The following is a 23,559-nucleotide window of genomic DNA, read 5'->3' on the forward strand; positions in this document are numbered from 1 at the left end:
GGAGCTGCCGAAGGCTGCGATCTTTTGATTTTCAAGAGCAAGATCAAAAGATCGCAGCCTTCGGCAGCTCCTACAGGGATTTTCGTCAGACACGAAAGGCTTGAACGGCGGTATGCAATTGCCCCCCCAATACCAGCAAGTTCTCGCCCTGTTCGCGGCCACGGCCGATACGCACCAGATTATCCCCACCCAACTGATGTATCCGCTCACTGTGATCGCGAATCTCGCTGACCGCGCCGCTTTGCTGCGCCGTGATGTCAGCAATGCGGATCGCCGTATCGGAGATGGTCTGGATCGCGCCGACGATTTTATCCAGCGCGCCATCCGCCGCTTGCGCCTGATTGGCCGTGGCTTCGGCGTGTTCGACTTGTGCGCGCATGCCTTCGACCGATTGGCGGGCGGCGGTTTGCAGGCCGGCGATCAGCGTCTGGATCTCAGCGGTTGCGCCAGCTGTGCGTTGTGCCAGTGAGCGTACTTCTTCCGCCACCACGGCAAACCCGCGCCCCATTTCCCCAGCGCGCGCCGCTTCAATCGCCGCGTTCAGGGCCAGCAGGTTGGTCTGGTCGGCGATCGAGCGAATCACCGTCAGCACGCCACCGATGGTCGCTGACTCCTCGGCCAGATGCTCGATCATTTGCGCGTTGCCCTGAACCTCACCGACCAGCGCGTGCAGGCCGGTGAGGCTCTGGCCGATCACCGTCTGGCCATGTTCGACCGCCAATCCGGCGTGACGGCTGGCGTCTGCTGCTTGCTGGGCATCGCCGGCCACCTGTTGAATGGTCGCCTCCAGCTCGCCGAGGGAATCGCGGATCAGCGCGGTATCACCGGCCTGATGTTCGGCGCCGCTGTGCAAGTCGTTGCTCAGTTCGGCGAGGGTGCGACTGCTGCCCGCCACTTGTTCGGCATTGCCGCGAATGGTGCCGACCAGGTCCACCAGATACGCGCGCAAGCGGTTCAGTGAGGCCTCGATGTCGTGCAACTCGCGGTTGGTCTTGCCCAGATGGATGTCGCTACTGAAGTCACCTTCGGCCCAGGTCGACAGCGCCGGCGCGAGATTGGTCAGGGTGCGCGCCAGGCGGCGTTGCAAGGTATCGATCAGCAGGGCAATCAGCAGGATCAACCCGATCATCACGCTTTGCATCAAGCGCACTTCACCCTGGATCTGACCGTGCTGGGCACGTACCACCGGTTCCAGGCCAGCGATGGCTTGCTGCACGGCAGTGATTTTCTGGTGAGTGGCGGCACTCAAATTCGTGCGCTTCTGAATCTGATCACGGGTGCGCTCAAGCTCAGCCGGGTAGCGCCCGAGCAGGCTGTTGAGTTCTCGTTTGAGGCCGACGCCGGCATCTTCAGCGACGGCTTTTTCGGTGTTCTCGATGCCCATCATCGCCGCGAAGTCGTCGTTGCCCGATTCGTTTTTGGCGACGACGCCGAGCAGGGGCAAGGCATCGATCACCTGTGCCTGAGCCCGGATGTTGCCGACTTCGCGGTCAACGTCCGCGGCCAGTTCACTGCGCCCGCTGCTGACCAGTTTGTCCCGCGCCAGCGAGAGTTTGCCCAGGTGCTGGGATGCGGTGAGCAATGGCGTCAGATAAGCCGCATTGCCGTTGGCGTAGGTGCTGAGCTGTTCAAGGCTGGCGCTCATTTCGCGTTCGGCCTGCAACAGCAGCGCCTGCGGGTCACCGGCCAGTTTGCCGGCGGCGAGCAGGTCGGTTTTGCTGAACTCGCCAAGGTCCGACAGGCTCGGTCGCAGTGTTTCGGCCAGCGCCGGCGGCAGTTCACCGAGGTCTTTCTGCAAACCGTCGATGGCCTGGCTGGCGCTGCTCAGGCGCAAGGCGTCGCCGCTGGCAAGGTAGTCCTCGACGTTGCGTGCCACTTCGTTCTGAAATTGTTGCGACAGCCCAAGATAACGCTCCATCAACAGATACGGGCGCTCAAGGGCTTTTTGCGACCACCACAGCGTGGCGCCGAGTGCGAGGCACACGGCGACCAGCAGCAGCGTATTGAGATTGGTGAGCAACTTCAGGCGCATGACGGCTACCAACGGCAGAAATGGTAAGCGCCTGAATTTATTGCGGTTCTGTTACAGGGTTATGACCGAATCAGTGGATTCCGATGAAAAAGTGGCACTTTGCTTTGAGTCCCGCGCGGTCTGCACGCGATTGCGCCCGGCACCCTTGGCGCGGTACAGCGCTTCGTCGGCCTGACTGGCCATCATCAGGCTGTCGCAGTCATCGTGCATTTCCACCACGCCGGCACTGAAGGTGCACCACAAATCCTGCGGCTGCGCCGGGTAATGGATCTCGGCGAAGCGCTGACGAATTTCGTCGAGCACTTTGTGCGCGGCTTCTATATCGGTGTCGGGCATGACGATGGCGAACTCTTCGCCGCCGTATCGGCCAATGAAATCGGTCTTGCGCAAGCGCTGCTTGAGAAACAGCGCGAGGCTCTTGATCACCCGGTCGCCCATCGGGTGGCCATGGCTGTCGTTGACCCGTTTGAAGTGGTCGATGTCGAGCATGGCAAAGCTCAGCGGCTTGTTTTCGCGGCGGGCGCGGAACGAGCAGTCTTCGAGCAATTGCAGAATATGCGTGTGGTTGTACAGACCGGTGAGGCTGTCGCGGACCATCCGTGCTTTGAGGTTGCGCGCGCGGGCGGCGCGGTTGCGCACGGTGGTGATCAGGTGACGCGGTTTGATCGGTTTGGTCAGGAAGTCATCGCCGCCTTCGCTCATCGCGTCGAGTTGCTTGTCCAGATCGTCCTCGGCCGACAGATAGATGATCGGCACGCTGACATAGCGATCGTTGTGGCGAATCACTTTGGCCAGTTCGGTGCCGGTGCAGGCCGGCATGTACATGTCGAGGATGATCAGGTCGGGCTGGAAATCGGCCAGTTCGGCCATCGCCTGAATCGGTTCGATCAAGGTGCGGGTGACGATCCCGGCGCTGTTGAGCAGGCGCTCGGTGTGCAAGGCCTGCGCGCGTGAGTCGTCGATGATCAGCACTTTATAAGGTTCGTACTGGGCGACGCAGGTGAGGACTTCGATTTTTTCCAGCAGGCTCGAGGCTTCGAGGGTGCCGGTGAGGAATTCCTGGCCGCCGGCGCGCACGGCGGCGAGACGGGTCGGCGTGTCGGTTTCATGCAGGCTGAAGAACAGCAAGGGCAGCGGCTCTTCCAGACCGACCTGGGCTTCAGCGGCGAGCTTGAGGCCGACACCCGCGCCGCTGAAGTCCACGTCCATGACGATCGCTGCTGGCAGACGTTCGACCATCGATGAGCGAAAGGCCGAAACACTGTCCAGCGCCTGCGCGCTCAGACCAAAGAACTCCAGTTGTTTGGCCAGGCGTTCGGCGCGGTCGTGATCCTGCAGCATCACGTAGATGGGTTTGCGCAGTGGCGGCAGAAAGGTCTGGTCGAGCTGATCGCCATGGCGCAGGCCGGTGCGCGACAGCCGCTGCATCAAGCGATTGAGGTCGGTAATCAAGCCGCTGCTGAGGCGGCCGCGATTGGCGTCCACCGCTTCCAGCGATTGACCGATATGGCGCGCAAGCTGGGTATGTTCGGGTTGTTCGAAACGCTCGGCAAAACGCAGCAGGCGCAGGTTGGCCTCGCTCAATTCGGCGAGGTCGACAGTGGACCACTCACTGCGTTGCAGGCGCTGCCATATCTCAAGAATCTGACGTGCCTGATGAATTACCCGCTGGGCAAAGTGGTGCTTGAGACGCTCACGGCTGGGGTCTTCTGGCTCGGTCATATCCTGACTACTAGTTAGGCTGCATGCTGAGATCGACTGGTGGCTCTATGCTAGCACCTCTTTTCCCTTACACGAGTGTCGTACGTCAATAATCTGCAGTGCGTCACCATTCAGTTTCTGACCGGGCGGTTTTGTTTTTGACCTCGGTGTCGGTCAACTCCCCGTCAGTCGGGCATTTGGGCGGAAAATCCACGGGGCGAGATGCGTGCTTTTAACCGCGCGGTGCGTGAGATCGCAAAGGGGTTTCACGGGCCTGGCATCTGTTTGGCTGAGGCGCGGGCATCGGGGATTCCCTTAGTCATCGTCGAAGCGTCATTCGCCCATACGAATTGCGGCTTATCTTTACGTGCGGGTGCCCGGCCTTGGCACGTTGTTGTATGGTTGTGGTCGAACCGTTGAACCCAAGTGATTGAAAGGATATCGCCATGCTGGACTGGAAAAACCGCGCGGGCAGCGCGCCTGAACGTGCCGCCGAGCCCAAGTCGGCCACCCGCAGCTATGTTGGCGGATTGCTGTTCAGCCGTGCATTGGCCACGCTGATCGGCATCTACCTGCTGGTGACCATTGGCCTCGGCTGGTACTGGAGCCAGGAGCCGGCGCTGTTTCCGGTCGCGCAAAACGCTCAAGTGGCGGCCGAGAAGGAAGGCAAGCAGATGGTGATCGGCTACACCACCGTCGAAACCCTGAAGACCGTTGCCGGCACCTTGCTCAACAAACCGGGTGGCTACATTTCCAACGACCGTTTCCCGCCGGGCCTGTGGATGGACAACACGCCGAGCTGGGAGTACGGCGTACTGGTGCAGGTACGTGACCTGACCCGCGCCTTGCGCAAGGACTTCGCCCGTTCGCAATCGCAGTCGGCCGAAGATGCCGATCTGGCCAAGGCCGAGCCGCGTTTCAACTTTGATAACAAGAGCTGGATCCTGCCATCAAGTGAGTCGGAATATCAGGAAGGTATCAACTCGCTGAGCCGTTACCAGGCGCGCCTGTCCGATCCAACCCAGAAAAACGCACTGTTCTACTCCCGTGCCGACAACCTGAACAACTGGCTCGGCGATGTCGGTACCCGTCTCGGCTCGCTGTCGCAGCGCCTGTCGGCCAGCGTTGGCCGGGTCAAACTCAACACCGCGCTGAAAACCGAAGTGCCAGCCATCGGCGAAGTGCCGCAGGTTGACGAGGAAGTCGTCGAGACTCCGTGGATGCAGATCGACAACGTGTTCTACGAAGCACGCGGTCAGGCCTGGGCGCTGTCGCACCTGCTGCGCGCCATCGAAGTCGACTTCGCCGATGTGCTGGCGAAGAAAAACGCCACGGTCAGCGTGCGTCAGATCATTCGTGAACTGGAAGCCTCGCAGGAACCGGTCTGGAGTCCTATGATTCTTAACGGCAGTGGCTTCGGCGTGCTGGCCAACCACTCGCTGGTCATGGCCAACTATATTTCCCGGGCCAACGCCGCGGTGATCGATTTGCGTCAACTGCTCAATCAGGGCTGATTCATGAGTCAGAACGCCAAAGAGGCGGCCCACCGCGCCGCCTCGGATGCCGAAAAGATCGCCTGGGTCGACGAGCAGGACAACCTGCTTGGCGCGCTCGTCCGCGCCGATTTGCGCGAGCGCGGGCTGATCGGGCGTGGCACCTACATCATGTTGTTCAATTCCGCCGGTGAGCTTTGCGTGCATCGGCGCACCTTGAGCAAGGCGATTTATCCCGGCTACTGGGACGTTGCGGCGGGTGGCATGGTGCAGGCAGACGAGACCTACGCCGAGTCGGCGGCCCGTGAACTGGAAGAAGAATTGGGCGTCAGTGGCGTTGAACTGACGGCTCACGACCATTTCTACTTCGAGGACACCGGCAATCGCCTGTGGTGTTCGGCGTTTTCTGCCGTGTGGGACGGCCCTCTGCAACTGCAGCCGGAAGAAGTCCTGGAGGCACGCTTCATTCCCGTGGAACAGGTGTTGCTGGAAATCGAGCAGAAGCCTTATTGCCCGGACTCTCTGGCCGCGTTGAAGCGCTATCTGAAGGCGCAGCAAAGCGACGTCGCAAAGAACATATAAATTGGCGCCGATTGGCACTTAGCAATCGGGATTTTTGCCGTTACACTGCGCGACCTTTTCAAGCTGCACCGGTACGGTTTGATGTGGGCCTGTTGGCCGTCACGACGTGAGCCTGTAGGAGCTGCCGAAGGCTGCGATCTTTTGATCTTGCTTTTATCAAGATCAGAATCAAAAGATCGCAGCCTTCGGCAGCTCCTACATTGAATAGTCGTGAAGTTCGACAGTTCCGTACGAATCTGTATCGGTGCAGTAGCGCTGCCCCTGCCTGAGTGGGGCTTCGCGGTCGCTGACCTTGCCCAAGGTTGCGATCAGTCTTTGTCCTCCCGAGAGGATTGCCGGTGGCCAAAAAAGCCGCATCCTTCGCCGCCCTGGGCGGCCTGGTATTTTCCACCGACGCAGGTCGTCATTGCCCGGAATGCAGTAAGCCGGTGGACGCCTGTATCTGCAAACAAACCGTGATCCCGGCCGGTGACGGCATTGCCCGTGTGCGTCGCGAGAGCAAGGGCCGTGGTGGCAAGACGGTGACCACCATCACCGGCGTGCCGCTGGCCGAAGACGCGCTCAAGGAGTTGGCGACAACGTTGAAGAAACGTTGCGGCACTGGCGGGGCGTTGAAAGACGGGATCATCGAAATCCAGGGCGATCATGTCGAGCTACTCTTGGCTGAGCTGATCAAGCACGGTTTCAAGGCGAAGAAGTCCGGCGGCTAGCAGCCTCTGTGAAAACCACCTGCGGCTTGATCCGGCGCTGAAACACTTCAGATCCGGCGTCGTCTCCATGGTTTTCACAGAGCCTGTTCATGACCGGTTTCTAAACTCCACGCAGTCAGTGCGGTCTACCGCCGCGCTGACGAACCGTCATTTTCATTCTTTAGACTGCGCCGGCCTGAGATCAGGCGACGCACTATGACTTCTTTATAGGGGACTTCGATGTCCGTACGACGCACACGCAAAGACGATGGCAGCCAATGGACAGTTGCGGACAGCCGCAGTGTTTACGGGATCCGCCATTGGGGGGCCGGGTATTTCGCGATCAATGACGCCGGTCGCGTCGAAGTTCGTCCGAACGGCCCGAGCAGCTCGCCTATCGACCTGTTCGAGCAAGTCGACCAACTGCGCAAAAGCGGTTTGTCCTTGCCGTTGCTGGTTCGCTTCCCCGATATCCTGCAAGACCGTGTTCGCCAGCTGACCGGTGCCTTCGACTCGAACATCGAACGCCTGGAATACCAGAGCAAATACACCGCGCTGTACCCGATCAAGGTCAACCAGCAAGAAGCGGTGATCGAGAACATCATCGCCACCCAGGACGTTTCCATCGGTCTGGAAGCCGGCTCCAAGCCTGAGCTGCTGGCCGTGCTGGCACTGGCGCCGAAGGGCGGCACCATCGTCTGCAACGGTTACAAAGACCGCGAATTCATTCGTCTGGCGCTGATGGGCCAGAAGCTCGGCCACAATGTCTTCATCGTCATCGAGAAAGAATCCGAAGTCGGTCTGGTGATCGAGGAAGCCGCCTCGCTGAAGGTCAAGCCACAGGTCGGCCTGCGCGTGCGCCTGTCGTCGCTGGCCTCGTCGAAGTGGGCGGACACTGGCGGTGAAAAATCCAAATTCGGTCTGTCGGCGGCGCAACTGCTGTCGGTGGTCGAGCGTTTCCGCGCGGCCGGTCTGGATCAGGGCATCCGTCTGCTGCACTTCCATATGGGTTCGCAGATCGCCAACCTCGCTGACTATCAGCACGGCTTCAAGGAAGCGATTCGTTACTACGGCGAGCTGCGCAATCTCGGCCTGCCGGTCGATCACATCGACGTTGGCGGCGGTCTGGGTGTCGACTACGACGGCACGCACTCGCGCAACGCCAGCTCGATCAACTACGACATGGACGATTACGCCGGTGTCGTGGTCGGCATGCTCAAGGAATTCTGCGACGCGCAGAGCCTGCCGCATCCGCACATTTTCTCGGAAAGCGGCCGCTCGCTGACCGCGCACCACGCCATGCTGGTGGTGCAGGTCACCGACGTCGAGAAGCACAACGACGAAATCCCGCTGATCGAAAACAAGGAAAACCTGCCGGAAACCGTGCAGTGGCTGGTTGACCTGCTCGGCCCGACCGACATCGAAATGGTCACCGAAACCTACTGGCGCGCCACCCACTACATGAGCGACGTGGCTGCGCAGTACGCCGACGGCAAACTGACCCTGGCCGAAAAAGCTCTGGCCGAGCAGTGCTACTTCGCCGTGTGCCGCCGCCTGCACAACTCGCTGAAAGCGCGTCAGCGTTCACACCGTCAGGTGCTCGACGAACTCAACGACAAGCTGGCCGACAAGTACATCTGCAACTTCTCGGTATTCCAGAGTCTGCCGGACACCTGGGCGATCGATCAGGTCCTGCCGATCATCCCGCTGCACCGTCTCGACGAAGAACCGCTGCGCCGCGCGGTGCTGCAGGATCTGACCTGCGACTCCGACGGCAAGATCAACCAGTACGTCGACGAGCAGAGCATCGAAACCAGCCTGCCGGTCCACGCTTTGAATGAAGGCGAAGACTACCTGCTGGGTGTTTTCCTGGTCGGTGCCTATCAGGAAATCCTTGGCGACATGCACAACCTGTTCGGTGACACCGACTCGGTGAACATCTATCAGAACGCCGATGGCAGCGTGTACCACGCCGGGATCGAGACTCACGACACCATCGAAGACATGCTGCGTTACGTGCACTTGTCGCCGGAAGAACTGATGACTCACTACCGCGACAAGTGCGCCAGTGCCCGCATCAGTGCCAGCGAGCGCACGCAATTTCTCGATGCCTTGCGTCTGGGCCTGACCCGCTCCTCCTACCTGTCTTCCTGAGGCCAGGTGGCGATCTTGCCGGGTTGTCTGAATTTTTCCTGAGCGTTGCGGAAAATTCGGATGATCCGGTGGGATATCTCCCAAAATCTTCGCGAAATGCTTGGCATTCCCGGCCAGCAAAGTCATCCGGTCTGCTTTTCGCGTAGGTCATTTCCTAAGTTGTACTTCAGCTCTCTACTCGGCCATGGCTCTCGGCGAGAATCCCCGGCCGCCCCTCCTGTAGAGATCCGCCCATGTTCGATCCAGTCAACGAGTCGTCCTTTCGTCTCGATGTAGCGGGCCTGTCCGACCCCTTCGAAGTCCTGGCCTTTACCGGTAGCGAAGCCCTCAGCGAATCCTTTGCGTTCGAGATCGATGTGCTGATCGACGATCCGCACCTGGATCTCGCCGGCCTGCTATACCGTTCGGCGTTCCTCTGTTTCGGGCCGTCGGGGGAGGGCGTGCACGGCCAATTGCAGAGCCTTGTCCAGCATGAACACGTAGAGGGTTCGAGACTGAGCCGGATCCGTCTGCGGCCGAAACTCGATTGCCTCGCGCTGCGCTTCAGCCAGCGCATCTTCAGTGGCCGTTCGGTGCCGCAGATCATTGAGCAAGTGCTCAGGGAGCATGGCATTGTCGGTGCCCAGCGCCGCTTCGATCTGTCCGCTGAATACCCGGCCCGGACGTTCTGCACGCAATACCGCGAGTCCGATCTGCAACTGCTCCAGCGCTTGTGCGCGCAGGCGCGGATTCACTATTACTTCGAACACGACCGCGACCGGCACTGCCTGGTGTTCGCCGATGATCCGGCGCAGTTGCCCGTGGCCGGTGCCGCACGCTATCAGTGCGGGGAGGACGGGCAAGATGCCTCTCCCGCGTTACGGCAATGGCAATTGCAAAGTGCAATTGAACCCGGTTTGTCGGGAGTGCAACGGGCTCAAGGCCAGAGTGATCTGGTCGCGTTGCGCAGCGGTCACTGGCTGCGATTGGCCGGTCATCCCTTCGCCGCATGCAATCGGCCATGGTTGCTGACACGCATTGAACATCGTGCCGATCTCTCCCATGAACCTTCGTACGTCAATCGCCTTTTCGCTGCGCTGCAGTTGCCGTGTGCAGCACCCTCGCGCCTGCGCATGCACAGCCTGCAACGGGCCTGGGTGGTGGCGGTCGATGAGCCGCAGCCTGATCGGATGCGCCCGGTGGCGGTGCAATTCGACTGGCTCTATCAGGGCGAAGGGGCTGCTCCGAGTCATTGTTGGCTACCGCTTGCGCCGTCCCTGGCACAGGTGTCCATGGCGGCGCTGAGTGAGGGTGTCGAGGTGGTGGTGAGTTTCTTCGAGGGGGATCCGGATCAGCCGATGATCAGCGGTGTGCTGCAGCCGCCATCCGCCGTTACCGACACCGATGATGCCCTGCCGTTGCCTCTGCCAGACAGCCTGGTCAGTGACGGCTTGCAGCAACTGCTGACGTGCGGTGAACCGTTGCTGCTGTTGTGCCTGATCCCCGGTGGCGGCAGTTTCAACCATTGCGCTCAATCGGTGTGCAGTTGTCGACTGGTCACCGCGCTTGAACAGAGCGGCGCAACATGAATGGCGCGGCGCTTGAGCCCACGGCGCAGTGGCTGTTGCTCGATGGCCCGGATGCACCGCAGGCCTTGTTGACCCTGCACCGGGCTTTTGCCGATGTGCAGTGCTTCAGCCTGTTCGAAGGCACGGAGTTCGAACCGGTCAGCGAGCACGGCCCGGTGTTGATCGAGCTGCGTGACTGCCCGGCATTGGCTGCGTTGTGTCACAGCGATCCGAATACCTGGCGCGGGCTGTTGCTGGGCAGTGAGGTTTCGGCGCAACGACTGCTGAGTCACTTGCAGCGCATGCTGACGGTGTCGTTCGGATTGAATCATCGGGCTTTGCTCAGCTATTACAACCGGCAGACCGCGAGCTATTTTTTCGATGCCTGCGATGCTGCTGAGCTGAGCCGCTGGCTTGGGCCGATCCGTCAGTTGCGCTGGTTCGGTGGCACTTGGGCCGACCGGGCCATTGGCAGTCTGGGCTGGCAGCAGTTGCGCAATCCGGGGCTCGCCGTCGAGCCGCTGAGCATTGAACAAAGCCTGACGCGGCGCCAGCGCGAACGCCTGCAAACCTGCCTGCTGGAGCAGCATATCTGGCGCTGGTGCCAATCGCTGGGAACCGATTACGCGACGATGGCCTCCCATGTCCAACAAGGCCTGGCGCTGGGATTCAGCGACCGCACCGTGCTCGATGGCTGGTTATGGCTACGCTTGCTGCATCCGCGAGCCGTTCTGGTGCCACCACCGGTGGGGCTCACCCAGCAGCAGCGGCTTGACCACGTGCGGCGCCAGTGGCGCGGCGATCAATCCTGAGGCGAGGTTCGGCGCGTATGGCAGGTTTCTTCCGGCAAGGGGCGGGCATCGTATTGCTGCTGGTGCTGAGCGGTTGTTCGCCGGTGCAGGTGCTCAATGCGCTGACTCCGGACAGCACGTACGACAAGACCGTGGGCATCGCCTATGGCGACGACCCTCGGCAGAAGCTCGACGTGTATGTGCCGCATCAGCCGATGCCCGGTGCGCCGGTGGTGGTGTTTTTCTATGGCGGCAGCTGGAACAGCGGTTCACGCGTCGACTACCGTTTTGTCGGCGAAGCGCTGGCGTCCAAGGGGATTGTCACGGTGGTGGCGGATTACCGCTTGTATCCACAGGTGCGCTATCCGCTGTTCCTGCAAGACGGCGCGCGTGCGGTGGCGTGGACCAAAGCGCATATCCACGCGTTTTCCGGCAACCCGCAGCGTTTGTATCTGATGGGCCACAGCTCTGGCGGATACAACGCGGCGATGCTCGCGCTGGACAGCCAATGGTTGGCGGCGGTGGGCATGTCGCCCACGGATGTACAGGGCTGGATCGGTCTGGCCGGCCCCTATGATTTTCTGCCGATCAAGAATCCCGAGGTACGCCCGGTGTTCTTCTGGCCGGACTCGCCGCCGCAATCGCAGCCAATCAACCATGTCAGTCGCGGCGCACCGCCTGCGCTGTTGATTGCGGCCAGCCGGGATGATCTGGTCAACCCGACGCGCAACACGGGAGGCCTTGCGAGCAAGCTGCGTGAGGCCGGTGTGCCGACACAGGACTTGTATTACGCGCGGCCCAGCCACATAACCCTGGTTGCCACACTGTCGCGGCCATTGCGGCAACTGGCGCCAGTGCTCGACCAAGTGGTCGGGTTTATCGCGCACACGCCGACTCAGTGAACGCCGCCAGTGAACCAGCCACCGTTGCGCTTGAGCCACCAGGCTTGCGCACCCAGGGTCAGGCTGCGCACCACCATGAACAGCAGAAAAGTTATCCACAACCCGTGATTGCCCAGACCCTGCAGCGCCCAGGCGAACGGCAATAACAGCACCACGGTGATCAGCATGCCGTTGCGCATTTCCCGCGCGCGGGTGGCGCCGATGAACAAACCGTCGAGCAGATAGCTCCAGACCGCAATCAGCGGCAACACGGCGAGGTAGGGCAGATAGACGAACGCGGTGTCGCGCACGCTCTGGATGTCGGTCTGCATCTCGATGAACAGGTGCCCGGCCAGCAGAAACAACAGGGCAAAGCCGAGGCTGGCGATCAGTGACCAGCCGCCCGCGACCACCAGCGAACGACGCAGGGCCAGACGATTACGGGCGCCGATGGCGTGTCCGCACAAGGCTTCGACGGCATGGGCCAGACCGTCCAGCGCATGCGCGGTGAGCAGCAAGCCATTGAGTAGCAGCGCGTTGGCGGCTACCGTCGAATCGCCCAATCGCGCGCCTTGCACGGTGATCAGGAAAAACACCGATTGCAGCGCCAGGCTGCGGATGAAGATATCGCGGTTGACCGCCAGCAACGGACGCCAACTCTGCCAGATGCTCAGTGCTGCCCAGACAATGTGCCCCGGGTACGCGCGCAACGCCTTGCGGGTCAGCAGCAGACCGAGCAGAGCGCCGCTCCATTCGGCGATCACCGAGGCCCGCGCCGAACCGACCACGCCCCAGTCCAGGCCAATGACGAACCACAGATTGAGGACGATGTTGATCAGGTTGGTGCTCAGCAGAATCGCCAGCGGCGCTCGCGCGTTTTGTGTGCCGAGGAACCAGCCGACCAGCGCATAACTGGCCAGCGCCGCTGGCAGGCCGAACAGTCGCGTGTGGAAGAAGTCCCGGGTGAGCTGATCCAGCTCCGCCGACGGTTGCATGAAGTGCAATGCGATCCCGCTCAACGGCACACCCAACGTGCCGAGAACGAGGGCGAGCCCCATCGCCAGCAGCAAGCCCTGCAACAGAATCTGACGCAGCGCTGCACCGTCGCTGCGGCCGGCCGCCTGTGCAGCAAACCCGGTGGTGCCCATGCGCAGAAAACCCATGGCCCAGGCGAGAAAGGTGTACAGGCTGGCGCCGACCGCCACCGCGCCCAATTGATGGGCGTGGGGCAAGTGGCCGATGACGGTGCTGTCGACCAGCGCCACCAGCGGCACGGATATATTGGACAGAATCATGGGCGCGGCGAGTGACCAGACCTTGCGGTGCGTCGGGCGGTCGCGCCAGTCGGCGATCAGAGTGGACATGCGGGCTCCTTGGGAGCGGTATTGTAGCGGTAGAAGCTACCCTCATCGGAACGCCGCCCGCCCAGCCCTCTCCCGGAGGGAGAGGGAGCTGATCGCTGTCGTTTTCAAACCTGTGTTCGGCGCGGTATCGCAAGTCGGTGTACTTCTAGAAAACACCGCGGTCAGTCCCCTCTCCCTCCGGGAGAGGGCTAGGGTGAGGGGCTCTTCAAGCGGTCAATGAATAATCCAGCTCAACAACCACAACCCCAGCAACAACCAGATGATCCCGGCAATGATCGACGCATTCATGAACGCGCGAATCGCCGACCACAACAGCATCAACCCGACAATCAGGGCGATGATGCTGATGATCGAGGTGTCCATGCCCAGGGTTTTGGCCAGCCCGTCGACGAAGTTGCCACCGGCATTGCTCAAAATGTTGAACAAGCCACTGAGGCCATCGACGATAAAACGGATGACCGAACCGAGCGCCTGCCCTAGCCATTCGAAAAAGCTTTCTACCTGCATGTGTGCATCCTGATGAAAGAGCTGAGCCTTGGGCCACAACGCGGGTGGCCGAGTTCCCTGCATGATAGAAGGTTTGCACCCATTCTGTGTGGGAGCGAGCCTGCTCGCGAATACGGTGGATCAGATAACTGATGGGCTGAATGACACACCGCTTTCGCGAGCAGGCTCGCTCCCACATTAGATCACCTGCGCCGCTTGCCTTTGGTGGGTATCCCCCCGAAGCTATACGCCTTCAGGAGAGCCCGATGAACCTTGTTGAACTGACCGAACGCCTGCACGCCATTCGCGACCGCAATGACTGGCGGCAATTTCACAGCCCGAAAAACCTCGCCATGGCGGCCAGTGTCGAGATGTCCGAACTGGTGGAAATCTTCCAGTGGCTGACGGAAGACCAGTCGCGCCAGTTGCCGGCGGAGAAGCTCGCCCATGCCGGGCAGGAAGTCGGCGATATCGTCCTGTACTTGTTGCTGCTGTGCAGCGAGTTGGGGCTGGACATGAATGAAGTGGTGCGCGCCAAGCTCGCCGACAGCGAACGGCGGTTCAGCTGATGAGCGACCGGCATTTCGATCAGTTGGCGACGCGCTTCGCCGAAAAAATCTACGGCGGTGCCAAAGGCGCGATTCGCCTCGCGGTGTTGCAGGCCGACCTTATCGAGGCGCTGCCGGATCGTCCGTTGCGCGTTCTCGACATCGGTGGCGGCCTTGGCCACATGTCGCTGTGGCTGGCCGAGCGCGGCCACGACGTGACCTTCACCGAGCCGGCCGCGCCGATGCTCGACGGCGCGCGCCAGCGCTTCGCCGACGCCGGGCAAACGGCAACGTTCATTCAGGCGCCGTGGCAGGAACTGCCCGGCCAACTCACTGAACCGTACGATCTGGTGATCTGCCACGCTGTACTCGAATGGCTCGCCGAACCCCACGCGATCCTGCCGGTGCTGCATCAACTCACCAAGCCCGACGGCTGGTTGTCGCTGGCGTTCTACAACCGCGACGCGCTGATCTACCGCAACCTGCTCAAGGGCCATTTCAAGAAGATGCGCAAGAACAGCCTGGCCGGGGAAAAGCAGAGCCTGACCCCGCAACAGCCCCTCGATCCACGGGAATTGGCTACGCAACTCGAAGGGCTGTGGCAGGTCGAAAGCCAGAGCGGGATCCGGGTTTTCCACGACTACATGCCGGTGGAGTTCCAGGCACGCGCCGAACTTGCGGATTTGCTCGAGATGGAGCTCGCTCACCGCCGTCACCCAAGCTTCGCCGGGCTTGGGCGCTACTTGCACTGGATCTGCCGGCCGATCTGATCGGAGCGCGACATGAAAGCTCAATCCGGGTTATTGCTGATCTGTCTGGGGTTGGCTGCCTGCCAGGGCAGCAACCCCTACGTGGCGCAGTCGCGGCCCCTGCCGCCGGCGCCAGCGCAAGCCGCCACCACCTTCGACCGTAGCGCTTACCCGGCGCCACCGCGTGACTACGGACGCTATCGCAGTTGGGCCTGGCTCAACGGGCAGTTGCCGCCGGGTACGGCGTGGGCGGACTCGGCGCAAGTGGCCGAAGCGGTGAGCAATGCCCTCGATCAGCGCGGTTTGCGACCGTTGCACGACAACCGCCCGGCCGACCTGTTGGTCAGCGCCGATCTGCGGCTGGAAACGCGTTTGCGGCAGGTCCAGGACGACTACGGTTATTACGGCGGCGGATACGGCGGCTATGATCGCTACGGCCGCGGTTACGGCATGTACAACACGGTGCCGATCGTGCGCACGTATTCGGAGCAGGTCGTGGTAGTGCAGGTCAATCTGTTCGACGCCGGCAGCGGGCAACCGGTCTGGAGTGCCAGTGCCGAAACCGCGAACAAGGGCAGCGAAATCGATCGCACCGATTCCATCCGCGAAGCTGTGGAAAAGGCCATGTCGGCGTATCCTCCGAGTTAGCTTTCTGCCAACGGGGAAGCTGCCGCAGGTTCATGTCTTCAACCGGAGAAAAACCATGTTCCGCCGTCTCGCTTTACTGGCCATGGCCGCGCTGCTCAGCGCCTGCGCCGCCAACCAGGTCAACCACGACTTCGATGCCAGCCGCGACTTTGCCGCCTATCGCAGCTGGAGCTGGAAAGACCCCGCCCTGCAATATCGCCCCGATGATCCACGAATCAAAAGCGACCTGACCGAGCAGCGCATCCGCCAGGCCGTCGCCGATCAACTCGACCAGCGCGGTTTGCGCCCGGCAGCGGCGGGGGCCAAGGGTGATTTGAGTGTGCAGACCTATCTGATTGTCGAAGATCGTCAGCAACAAGTGACGACCAATTACGGCGGTGGTTGGGGTGGCCCATGGAATGGTTACTGGGGCGCACCGATGTACAACGAAACGCGCAACATCACCTACAAGGTCGCGACCCTCCAGATCGACCTGCTCGACGGCAAGGACGGCAAACTGGTGTGGCGCGGCAGCGATGAGCAGATGCTCGCCAGCCGGCCGAATCCGCAGGATCGCAGTAACGCCATTCGCGAGACGGTCGGGCGGATTCTGGCCAACTATCCACCGCGCTGAATCTGTTCAGGAAAAACGGGAGCTCTTGAGCTCCCGTTTTTTGCCCTGCGACGCCCCCCTGTAGGAGCTGCCGAAGGCTGCGATCTTTTGATTTTGCTTTTTAGAGGCCAAGATCAAAAGATCGCAGCCTGCGGCAGCTCCTGCCGGGGATTGCGCGTCTACACTCACTTGCACCAATGGAGCTTGCGGCAAAGGAGTGCGCCATGTCGCCTCGTTCGCGATTCAACAGCCCGGCCCGGCAGCGCGGGGCGATTGGCTTGATGGCGGCGGCCACCCTGAGTCTGGCGGTGGTGATGCTGTTGTTGGTGGTCGACACCGGCCGCTTGTACATGGAACAACGCAAATTGCAGCGGGTGGTGGACAACGCCGCCCTCGAAGCCGTCAGTCGTGGCGGCGATTGCCTGCCGGGCCTGAGCGCCGCCAGTTACGCCGGGCAAAGCGCCGTGCGTAACGGCTATGTTGTCGACGCCAGCAACACTCTCGCCACCACGTGCGGCACCCTGGTGACCGCCGCCAGCGGTTTGCGCACATTCGCCGTGGATGCCACGCAAATGGCTGCGGTCAAAGTTGTCGCCAGTCGCACGGTGATCACCAGTTTCGCCGGCGGTGTACAGGCCTTGTTCAGCGGCACACCGGTCAGTCTCAATACTACGCTGAACGCCTCGGCGGTTGCCGCCAAACCGCAGCCAACGGTCGCCCAACTGAATATTCGCAGCACGCTGACGAGCATCGATACCGCCCAGTCGAACATCCTCAATCCGCTGTTTTCCGGGCTGCTCGGCGGTAACGTCAATCTCACTGCGCTAGGCTGGGATGGCCTGCTGAACACCGACATCAACTTACTGAAATACCTTGATCAGCTGGCGATCAATCTCAACGTCGCGGCCGGCAACTACACGCAGTTGCTCAATACCCAGGCCACGGTGACGCAACTGATTCAGGCCGCCGCGACGGTGGTGCAACTCAATGGTGCGACCGCCCAGGTGATCACTGCGCTGGGCCAATTGCAGGTCGCGGCAATCAACGCGGCGCCGGTCAAACTCGGCGATATCCTGCAACTGCAGACCGGCACCACGGCGGCCGGGCTGGACGCCAATCTGCAACTGCTGCAACTGATTCAGGGCGTGGTGCAACTGGCCAACAGCAAAAGTGCGGTGGCGGCGACGTTGCCAGTCAGCGTGCTGGGGCTGGCGAATGTCACGGTGCGGGTGAAAGTGATCGAGCCGCCGCAGTTTTCTGCCATTGGCGACCCGGCGCGAGCCAAGATCAACCCGACCGGGCCGGACCGGATTTATGTGCGTACGGCGCAGGTGCGTACGATGTTGTCGGTGAGTCTGCCGGTGTTGTCAGGGGTGACCGGCCTGACCAATGCCGTGCTGGGGCTGGTCGGTACATTGACCCCGACCCTCAATGCGCTGCTCAGTCTGAATCTGGTCGACACACTCAACTCGGTTGGCTGTTTGTTGGGGGCTGGGTGCGAGCAGCTTGATCCGAAACTGCTGCCGTCGCCGCAAATCGACATCGCGCTGGATGCCGGTGGCGCCAAGAGTTATGTCACCGATTACAGTTGCCCGACCGGGAGCACAGGCAGCAAAAGCCTGACGGCGCACACCATCACCTCCATCGCCGACCTCAAATTGGGCAAGATCGACGCGACCAACGCATTCTCCTCTTCCGCCGAACCCACGGTCACGCCGTTGCCGCTGGTCGATCTCGGCATCGTCACCTGCCACAAGATTCTCGGCATCGGCAGTTGCGACCCTGACACCCATGTGCAATACGGTGCAGGCGGCATTGCGATCAAACTCGACACCAGCGTTGCGCAAAACACTCAGGATCTGGTGTTTTCCAGCGGCACACCGTTCGCCACCCCGGCCAACCTCAAATTGCCCCCGAGCGTGCTACCCGCTGTGCCGACCAACAACATCGTCGGCAGCCTGTCGAACACCCTCGCGGGGATCAACCTGATCGTCTACAAACCGCAGGGCAGCAATCCATTGGGGGCCATCGTTACCGGCGTCGCCTCGTTGATCAGCGATGTCACCAGCAAATTGCTGCCGGTGGTGACCAGCCTGGTCAGTCCGTTGCTCGATCCGCTGCTGAACAACCTGCTTAAAGGTCTGGGCATCAACCTGATGGATGTCGACGTCGGCGCCAACATGACCTGCGGCCAGACCGGCAAGGCCTATCTGGTGATCTAGGCGTCCACGGCAACCGGCAACTCAATGCAGAACCGTGCGCCCTGCGGCGAGTTGCGCACGCTCAACTCGCCGCCCATGTTGTCGATGATGCCGTAGCTCACGGACAGCCCCAGCCCGGTGCCGACCCCGATCGGCTTGGTGGTGAAAAACGGCTCGAAGATCCGCTCCAGCAAACGCGGATCGATGCCGCCACCGTTATCCTCGACCCACAGCCGCACGCTCTGTTCATCGCGTTCGGCATAGATCGCAATCCACGGCTTGAAGGACGAGTCCGCCTCGCGTTTGCTCAGCAACGCATCCCGCGCGTTGACCATCAGATTGATCAACACCTGCTCAAGCTGATCGACGTAGCCACGCACTTGCACCTCGAACCCGGTCTCGCTGATGCGCAAGTCCACGCCTTTGCCGCGCATGCCTTCGGCCAGCAGCGACAGCGTGCCTTCAATGGCCGAGGCGGGGTTGAACAGTTGCTGCTCAATCTCCGAACGGCGGCCGAATACGCGCATGTGATCGACTACTTTCGCCGCACGCTGGACCTGCGCATCGATGCGCTTGAGCTTGTCGGTCAGGTAATCGACCTGCACATCGCCGTTGTCCAGGCGCTTGAGCACGTTGACGATGGCCATGCGCATCACGTTCAGCGGCTGATTGATTTCATGGGCGAGGCCGGTGGCCATTTCGCCAAGGGTGGCCATTTTCGCGCTTTGCGTGAGTTGCTGCTGCGAGCGGCGCACCTCAGTGTTGTCGCGGCCCACCGCTTGCACTTCGAGCAACTGGCCGTGCTCATCGAACACCCCGCGATCGGACCACACCCACCAGGCATGTTCTCTGCCGGGCAGTTGCAGGCTGATTTCCGCGGTGCTTACCGGTTGCTCCACGGTCAGTGCAGCGAGGCGCTGGACGAACGCAGTACGTTGTTCCTCAGACATCCAGCTGCCCAGATCGACCCCCGGCAGTTCCTCCGGCGTGCATTCCAGATACTTCGCCAGCGGCCGGTTGCCAAAGGTCAGAATCAGATCCGGGCGATAGCGACAGATCATTGCCGGCGAGTCCTCCACCAGAATCCGATAGCGCTCTTCACTCGTTTTCACCTGTTCGGCTGCCTGGGTCGCCTCGGTGACGTCCAGCCACAAACCGACGGCTTCCACTGGCAGGCCGAGGTCATTGCGCAGCAGTTTGGCTTCATCAAGCAGCCAGTGGTATTCGCCGTGATGGTCGCGCAGCCGATAACGCGCGCGCACTGAACCTTCGCGTAACAGCTGACGGCTGCGGGCGAAATACAGGTCGCGATCGTCAGGGTGAATCATCTCGATCAGTGCGCCGTCGCCACAATCGTCAAGGCTCCAGCCGAGCAAGGGTTGCAGGCTGGCACTGAAGAACGCCGGGATCAGCGCGCCTTCGTGGTACTGCTGGACGTAAATCACCGCCGGCGAACTGGCGATCAGGTTGTCCAGCCGTGCATGTGCGGCGGCAGCCCGTTGTTGCTGGTTCTGGATGTCGCTGATGTCGAGCATGAACCCGACCAGCCGGCGGTGCTCGCCGCTGCCAATCAGTTGGCCTTGCACGCGATACCAGGTGGGCGTCTGCTCGCTGTTGCCGTCGCGCAGACGCACCGACAGCGTCAGGGCTTCACCGTGTTGTTGCAGGGCCTGCAAACGGCTGCGCAACTCGTCACGGTCGGCGGGGTGGATTTGCCTCAGCCAGTCTTCCAGCGCTAATTCGCCAGGGCTCACATTCAGGGCGACGGCCAGCGCGGGCGCCAGTTGAATGTCGTTGTGGCCGGCGAGGATCTCCCACCAGCCGCTACCGAGCAGGGTTTGCAGCGATTCGATGCGTTCCAGTTGCAGGTGATGCTGCTGTTCACGCAGGCGTCCGAGCAGTGGCCCGGCCAGCGCGCCGAGCAGTGCCATCCAGTCACGCTCGGTCAGGTACGGCGCGGCGCTGTCCACGGGATAAAACCCGCAGAGCAGCCAGGCGACCACACCCCGTTCATCGCTATACGGCACTGCGAAACCTTCGGCACTGCCAAACAGAACCTGCACTCGTGAGTGTTCATCCAGCCCCTGATGCGCGCCGACACGCTGCGGCGCGGCCCCGTTCAGGCTGTCCAGCGGTGTGCCCAGACGTTGTAGGTCGTGCCACAAATCCGGCGCAGTGTGGGCGCGATACTGGCGATAGATTTGCCAGCCCTGTTGCTCATCATCGAGCAAGGCCAGCGCCACACAGGGGATGTGCCAGCGCTGGGCGATCATTTGCAATTGTTCGCTGACGATCGCCGGCAAACGCGCCTGGCTGCACGCGCGCAACTGTTCGCTGATCTGCCCGGCCAGCAATTGGCAGGCATCGCGCTGGCGCGCTTGTTGGCGTTCGAGCAGCAAGTCCGCAATATCGATCAACTGCATCAGCCAGCCGTCGCCCAGTGGCTGAACCCAGCCACGCAAGTGTACGGTTTGCTCGCCCAGACCGAAGAAGTCGAGATCAAGCAAAAGTCCCTGCCACTCCCTCGGCCGACCTTCGATGGCCAGCGTGCTGTGGGGCAGCAGATAAGTGCTGAGTGGCAAGGGCTGACCCTGCGGTTTGAACTGCGCCAGCAGATGCCGCAGCGGCCCGGCCATTTGCAGCACGCCACCGGCATCGTTCAGATACAGGTGCAGGCCTGTTGCGGGTGAGCCGAGTGGGTCGGGCAGCTCATGGGCGGCGGGCGGTGTGCGTTTGAGCAAGCGCCCGAACAGTTTGTCTCCCGACGTCAAAATTGCAGGCTCGACGTGGCGGTCAGGTAGGCAGGCAGATTGGGCACTGTACCAACGACCGGAAGCACCAGAAACGGCATGACCTGATTCAACTTGCTGACCGGATAATCCACTCGCACCGTCAGCAGGCCTGATGCGCTGTATTGGGTGCTGGTATCAACGCCGATCACCAGATTGAAGACCGGCGGAATCCAGGACAATTGCTGGGTCAGCGTGGCGTTCGCGGTATTGAGCACGACCGTGGAATAGTTGGGCGTGTTGGGATCGACCGCGACACTGCGGCGCACCGCTTCGGACGTGGCCTGGTTGAACGATTGCATCATCACCATGGGCAGGCTGTAACTGACCAGGCCATAAAACACGGCAAAAAAGATGATGAACACCAAGGCGAACTCGATCGCCACCGCACCTTTTTGCGACTTGCGAAAGCCGTTTTTCATGAGTGCGTCTACCCTGACTGTCACTGCGTAGTATCAGCATAGAATCATTCCGCAAAAATGGACGGTTTTTACCGGATGCACAGTTTTCTTCTCCTGATCTGGCTGGGGCTATGCGCGGCGCAAGACGCCAGCCAGCGACGCATTGCCAATGGGCTGACCCTCGGTGCGGCGGCACTGGCGCTGATTTATCTGTTGTGGACCGGCAACACTTGGCTGGGCGCTGAGGCGGGGCAGGGCGGTTGGGCCTGCCTGATCGCGCTGGCGCTGACATTGCCCGGTTTTTTCATCGGCCGTATGGGCGCCGGCGATGTGAAATTAATGACAGCTCTGGGGCTTGCGACGGACGGTCTGTTCATTCTCGGCGTGTTTATTGGAGCGGGAATCGCGAGCGTGATCTGGCTGCTGCTTGCGCCAAGAGTCTGGCTCCATATGAGTCAAGGGCTTAGAGAACGTCTGCGATATCTGGCGCCAGATATGTCAAAAAAGTTGCCATTTGCACCGTTCGTGTTGGTGGGCGCAGTGTTCGTCATGCTTTGGTTTCATTAGTCGCTAAACGCCACTAGTTCTATGTACATAGTCCGAAAGTACGTCTACTTTCAAATGAACTGGTTATACAGCCAAAGGCTGGCAGTACAGGAATGGTCAGCTTTGGCCTGGGACATGGAGTAGCACGTGAACAAGCTTACGTCTGCGGTAAAAGTCCTCGTGGTCGACGATCAGCCGTTGATCGTGGAGGAGCTGTGCGAGTTTCTTGAAAGCAACGGTTATCGCTGTGTGCCGTGCGAATCCAGTCTGCAGGCGATCGAGCGTTTCAGTGAGGACGCGGAAATCGGTCTGGTGCTGAGTGATCTGCACATGCCGGACATGGATGGCATTCAGTTGATTCAGGCATTGCAGCGGCTGGCGGGCAAGCATCGGGCATTCGAGGCGATCATGCTCACTGGGCGTGCCGAGAAGCAGGATGTGATCAAGGCGTTGCGTGCGGGGATTGCCGATTATTATCAGAAGCCGATTGATCTGGATGAATTGCTCGACGGGGTGCGGCGTCAGGAGGCGGCACTGCAAGAGCGGCAGAAGAATCTGCAATTGGGGCATTTGAACCAGAAGTTGCAGTTTCTGTCTGAGTCGATTGATGACCTTTATCAGGACCTGGACAAGGTGCGGCGTAGTCCTTCGGCGGTGGTTCGCGATGTGTTGGGTGGTGAGCCTGCTGAGGCTGAGTCGCAGGAGATGCCAGAGATTTTCAATCAGTTGTCGCCGCGGCAATTGGATGTGGCGCGATTGGTGGGCAAGGGGCAGACCAATTATCAGATTGCCTGTGAGTTGGGGATTACCGAGAACACGGTGAAGCTTTATGTTTCGCAGGTGTTGCGGTTGACGCATATGCATAATCGGACGCAGTTGGCTTTGGCTTTGTCGCCTAGTGCTTCGGCTTCTCGGCAGCGGGTTACGGCGCATTGACTTGGCGGCCTTTGGGCCGACCATGCTCTTGGGGTTTTGGGTGAATATCCGTTGTTGCGGGTGTTGCTGCTGGCGGTTCCGCTCTTACAGCGGGTCACTTTTTCAGACGCCAAAAAGTAACCAAAAGGCTGGGCCCCGGCGTTCGGCCCCTCGCTAGGGCTCGGGGTTCCTTCGTTCCGGGATCTATCCGGGGGCATCGCCTACGGTTTGCTTCGCTGCACCTCCTCTCGATGTGTTTGGCTTCGCCAAACGGTCGCTGCGCTCCCACCCCCGGATAAATCCCTCCACTCAGCCTGCCGAAGGGGCCAGCAGATCAAAAGCTGCAGCCGAGCTAACGCTCATCCTGTTGAGTGGTTAGGAGCGGGTGAGGGGCTTTTGATCTGTTTCAGAGTCTGAATTCGACTCGGTCTTTCACGTCGGCGTAGCTCT

20 protein-coding genes are annotated in these 23,559 nt (G+C 61.0%); 14 read left to right on the forward strand and 6 right to left on the reverse strand.

Translation table 11 applies throughout. From position 1 onward, the window contains the following. Positions 1-85: 85 nt before the first annotated feature. The gene (locus tag QZR14_RS07180) at positions 86-2,032 is read right to left on the reverse strand and encodes a methyl-accepting chemotaxis protein (RefSeq protein ID WP_250603002.1); all 1,947 of its coding nucleotides are present in this window, start codon (positions 2,030-2,032) and stop codon (positions 86-88) included. Between the two features lie 51 nt (positions 2,033-2,083). Beyond that, positions 2,084-3,754: a diguanylate cyclase GcbA gene (gene gcbA / locus QZR14_RS07185; protein WP_250603003.1), complete on the reverse strand. Its 1,671-nt coding sequence runs from the start codon at positions 3,752-3,754 to the stop codon at positions 2,084-2,086. A gap of 425 nt (positions 3,755-4,179) precedes the next feature. On the opposite strand from gcbA, the gene QZR14_RS07190 reads away from it, so the two are divergent. From QZR14_RS07190 to QZR14_RS07220, 7 genes are all read left to right on the forward strand, one after another. After that, on the forward strand, positions 4,180-5,247 hold the full coding sequence (locus QZR14_RS07190) for a DUF2333 family protein (RefSeq protein WP_250603004.1): 1,068 nt from the start codon (positions 4,180-4,182) through the stop codon (positions 5,245-5,247). A gap of 3 nt (positions 5,248-5,250) precedes the next feature. Then, positions 5,251-5,808, forward strand: coding sequence for an NUDIX hydrolase (locus QZR14_RS07195; protein ID WP_311996226.1), 558 nt, complete (start codon positions 5,251-5,253; stop codon positions 5,806-5,808). A gap of 338 nt (positions 5,809-6,146) precedes the next feature. Then, on the forward strand, positions 6,147-6,518 hold the full coding sequence (locus QZR14_RS07200; RefSeq protein ID WP_007914613.1) for a translation initiation factor Sui1: 372 nt from the start codon (positions 6,147-6,149) through the stop codon (positions 6,516-6,518). A 219-nt stretch (positions 6,519-6,737) separates the two neighbouring features. Beyond that, on the forward strand, positions 6,738-8,651 hold the full coding sequence (speA, locus tag QZR14_RS07205; RefSeq protein WP_250603006.1) for an arginine decarboxylase: 1,914 nt from the start codon (positions 6,738-6,740) through the stop codon (positions 8,649-8,651). A 233-nt stretch (positions 8,652-8,884) separates the two neighbouring features. Continuing rightward, the gene (locus QZR14_RS07210; protein WP_311996227.1) at positions 8,885-10,219 is read left to right on the forward strand and encodes a type VI secretion system Vgr family protein; all 1,335 of its coding nucleotides are present in this window, start codon (positions 8,885-8,887) and stop codon (positions 10,217-10,219) included. After that, complete coding sequence (locus QZR14_RS07215; protein WP_250603008.1) at positions 10,216-11,010, forward strand: DUF4123 domain-containing protein; 795 nt, start codon at positions 10,216-10,218, stop codon at positions 11,008-11,010. Before QZR14_RS07210 ends, QZR14_RS07215 begins: the two co-directional genes overlap by 4 nt. Before the next feature lie 17 nt (positions 11,011-11,027). Continuing rightward, positions 11,028-11,891 carry an alpha/beta hydrolase gene (locus QZR14_RS07220; protein ID WP_311996228.1) on the forward strand — a complete coding sequence of 288 codons (864 nt, stop codon included), beginning with the start codon at positions 11,028-11,030 and terminating at the stop codon, positions 11,889-11,891. On the opposite strand, the gene QZR14_RS07225 is transcribed toward QZR14_RS07220, so the two are convergent. Together QZR14_RS07225 and QZR14_RS07230 are read right to left on the reverse strand one after the other, a co-directional pair. Further along, entirely contained in the window at positions 11,885-13,234 is a 1,350-nt protein-coding gene (locus QZR14_RS07225; protein ID WP_311996229.1) for an MATE family efflux transporter, read from the reverse strand. The two genes, QZR14_RS07220 and QZR14_RS07225, sit on opposite strands and share 7 nt — an antisense overlap. A 213-nt stretch (positions 13,235-13,447) precedes the next feature. Further along, positions 13,448-13,741 carry a hypothetical protein gene (locus QZR14_RS07230; protein ID WP_007914623.1) on the reverse strand — a complete coding sequence of 98 codons (294 nt, stop codon included), beginning with the start codon at positions 13,739-13,741 and terminating at the stop codon, positions 13,448-13,450. A 245-nt stretch (positions 13,742-13,986) separates the two neighbouring features. On the opposite strand from QZR14_RS07230, the gene QZR14_RS07235 reads away from it, so the two are divergent. From QZR14_RS07235 to QZR14_RS07255, 5 genes are all read left to right on the forward strand, one after another. Then, positions 13,987-14,289: a MazG-like family protein gene (locus tag QZR14_RS07235; protein WP_150706235.1), complete on the forward strand. Its 303-nt coding sequence runs from the start codon at positions 13,987-13,989 to the stop codon at positions 14,287-14,289. After that, positions 14,289-15,038 (forward strand): methyltransferase domain-containing protein, encoded by a 750-nt coding sequence (locus QZR14_RS07240; RefSeq protein ID WP_250603011.1) that lies wholly within the window; start codon positions 14,289-14,291, stop codon positions 15,036-15,038. Before QZR14_RS07235 ends, QZR14_RS07240 begins: the two co-directional genes overlap by 1 nt. Positions 15,039-15,050: 12 nt before the next feature. Next, entirely contained in the window at positions 15,051-15,665 is a 615-nt protein-coding gene (locus QZR14_RS07245) for a DUF4136 domain-containing protein (RefSeq protein ID WP_095047366.1), read from the forward strand. A 55-nt stretch (positions 15,666-15,720) separates the two neighbouring features. Then, on the forward strand, positions 15,721-16,278 hold the full coding sequence (locus QZR14_RS07250) for a DUF4136 domain-containing protein (RefSeq protein WP_311996230.1): 558 nt from the start codon (positions 15,721-15,723) through the stop codon (positions 16,276-16,278). Positions 16,279-16,481: 203 nt separating this feature from the next. After that, on the forward strand, positions 16,482-18,479 hold the full coding sequence (locus QZR14_RS07255; RefSeq protein ID WP_311996231.1) for a pilus assembly protein TadG-related protein: 1,998 nt from the start codon (positions 16,482-16,484) through the stop codon (positions 18,477-18,479). Here the strand turns inward: QZR14_RS07255 and QZR14_RS07260 are convergent. Beyond that, entirely contained in the window at positions 18,476-21,229 is a 2,754-nt protein-coding gene (locus tag QZR14_RS07260; RefSeq protein ID WP_311996232.1) for a PAS domain-containing sensor histidine kinase, read from the reverse strand. The genes QZR14_RS07255 and QZR14_RS07260 overlap by 4 nt on opposite strands. Further along, positions 21,226-21,669: a TadE/TadG family type IV pilus assembly protein gene (locus tag QZR14_RS07265; protein ID WP_311996233.1), complete on the reverse strand. Its 444-nt coding sequence runs from the start codon at positions 21,667-21,669 to the stop codon at positions 21,226-21,228. The genes QZR14_RS07260 and QZR14_RS07265 overlap by 4 nt, the downstream gene beginning before the upstream one ends. Positions 21,670-21,744: 75 nt before the next feature. Here QZR14_RS07265 and QZR14_RS07270 point away from each other — a divergent pair, with 75 nt between their 5' ends. Both QZR14_RS07270 and QZR14_RS07275 read left to right on the forward strand, forming a co-directional pair. Beyond that, positions 21,745-22,215 (forward strand): prepilin peptidase, encoded by a 471-nt coding sequence (locus QZR14_RS07270; RefSeq protein WP_250603016.1) that lies wholly within the window; start codon positions 21,745-21,747, stop codon positions 22,213-22,215. 126 nt (positions 22,216-22,341) lie between these two features. Further along, on the forward strand, positions 22,342-23,130 hold the full coding sequence (locus tag QZR14_RS07275; RefSeq protein WP_250603017.1) for a response regulator: 789 nt from the start codon (positions 22,342-22,344) through the stop codon (positions 23,128-23,130). The last annotated feature ends 429 nt before the right edge of the window (positions 23,131-23,559 follow it).

This window comes from Pseudomonas sp. rhizo66 (assembly GCF_031931925.1).
GTDB lineage: Bacteria > Pseudomonadota > Gammaproteobacteria > Pseudomonadales > Pseudomonadaceae > Aquipseudomonas.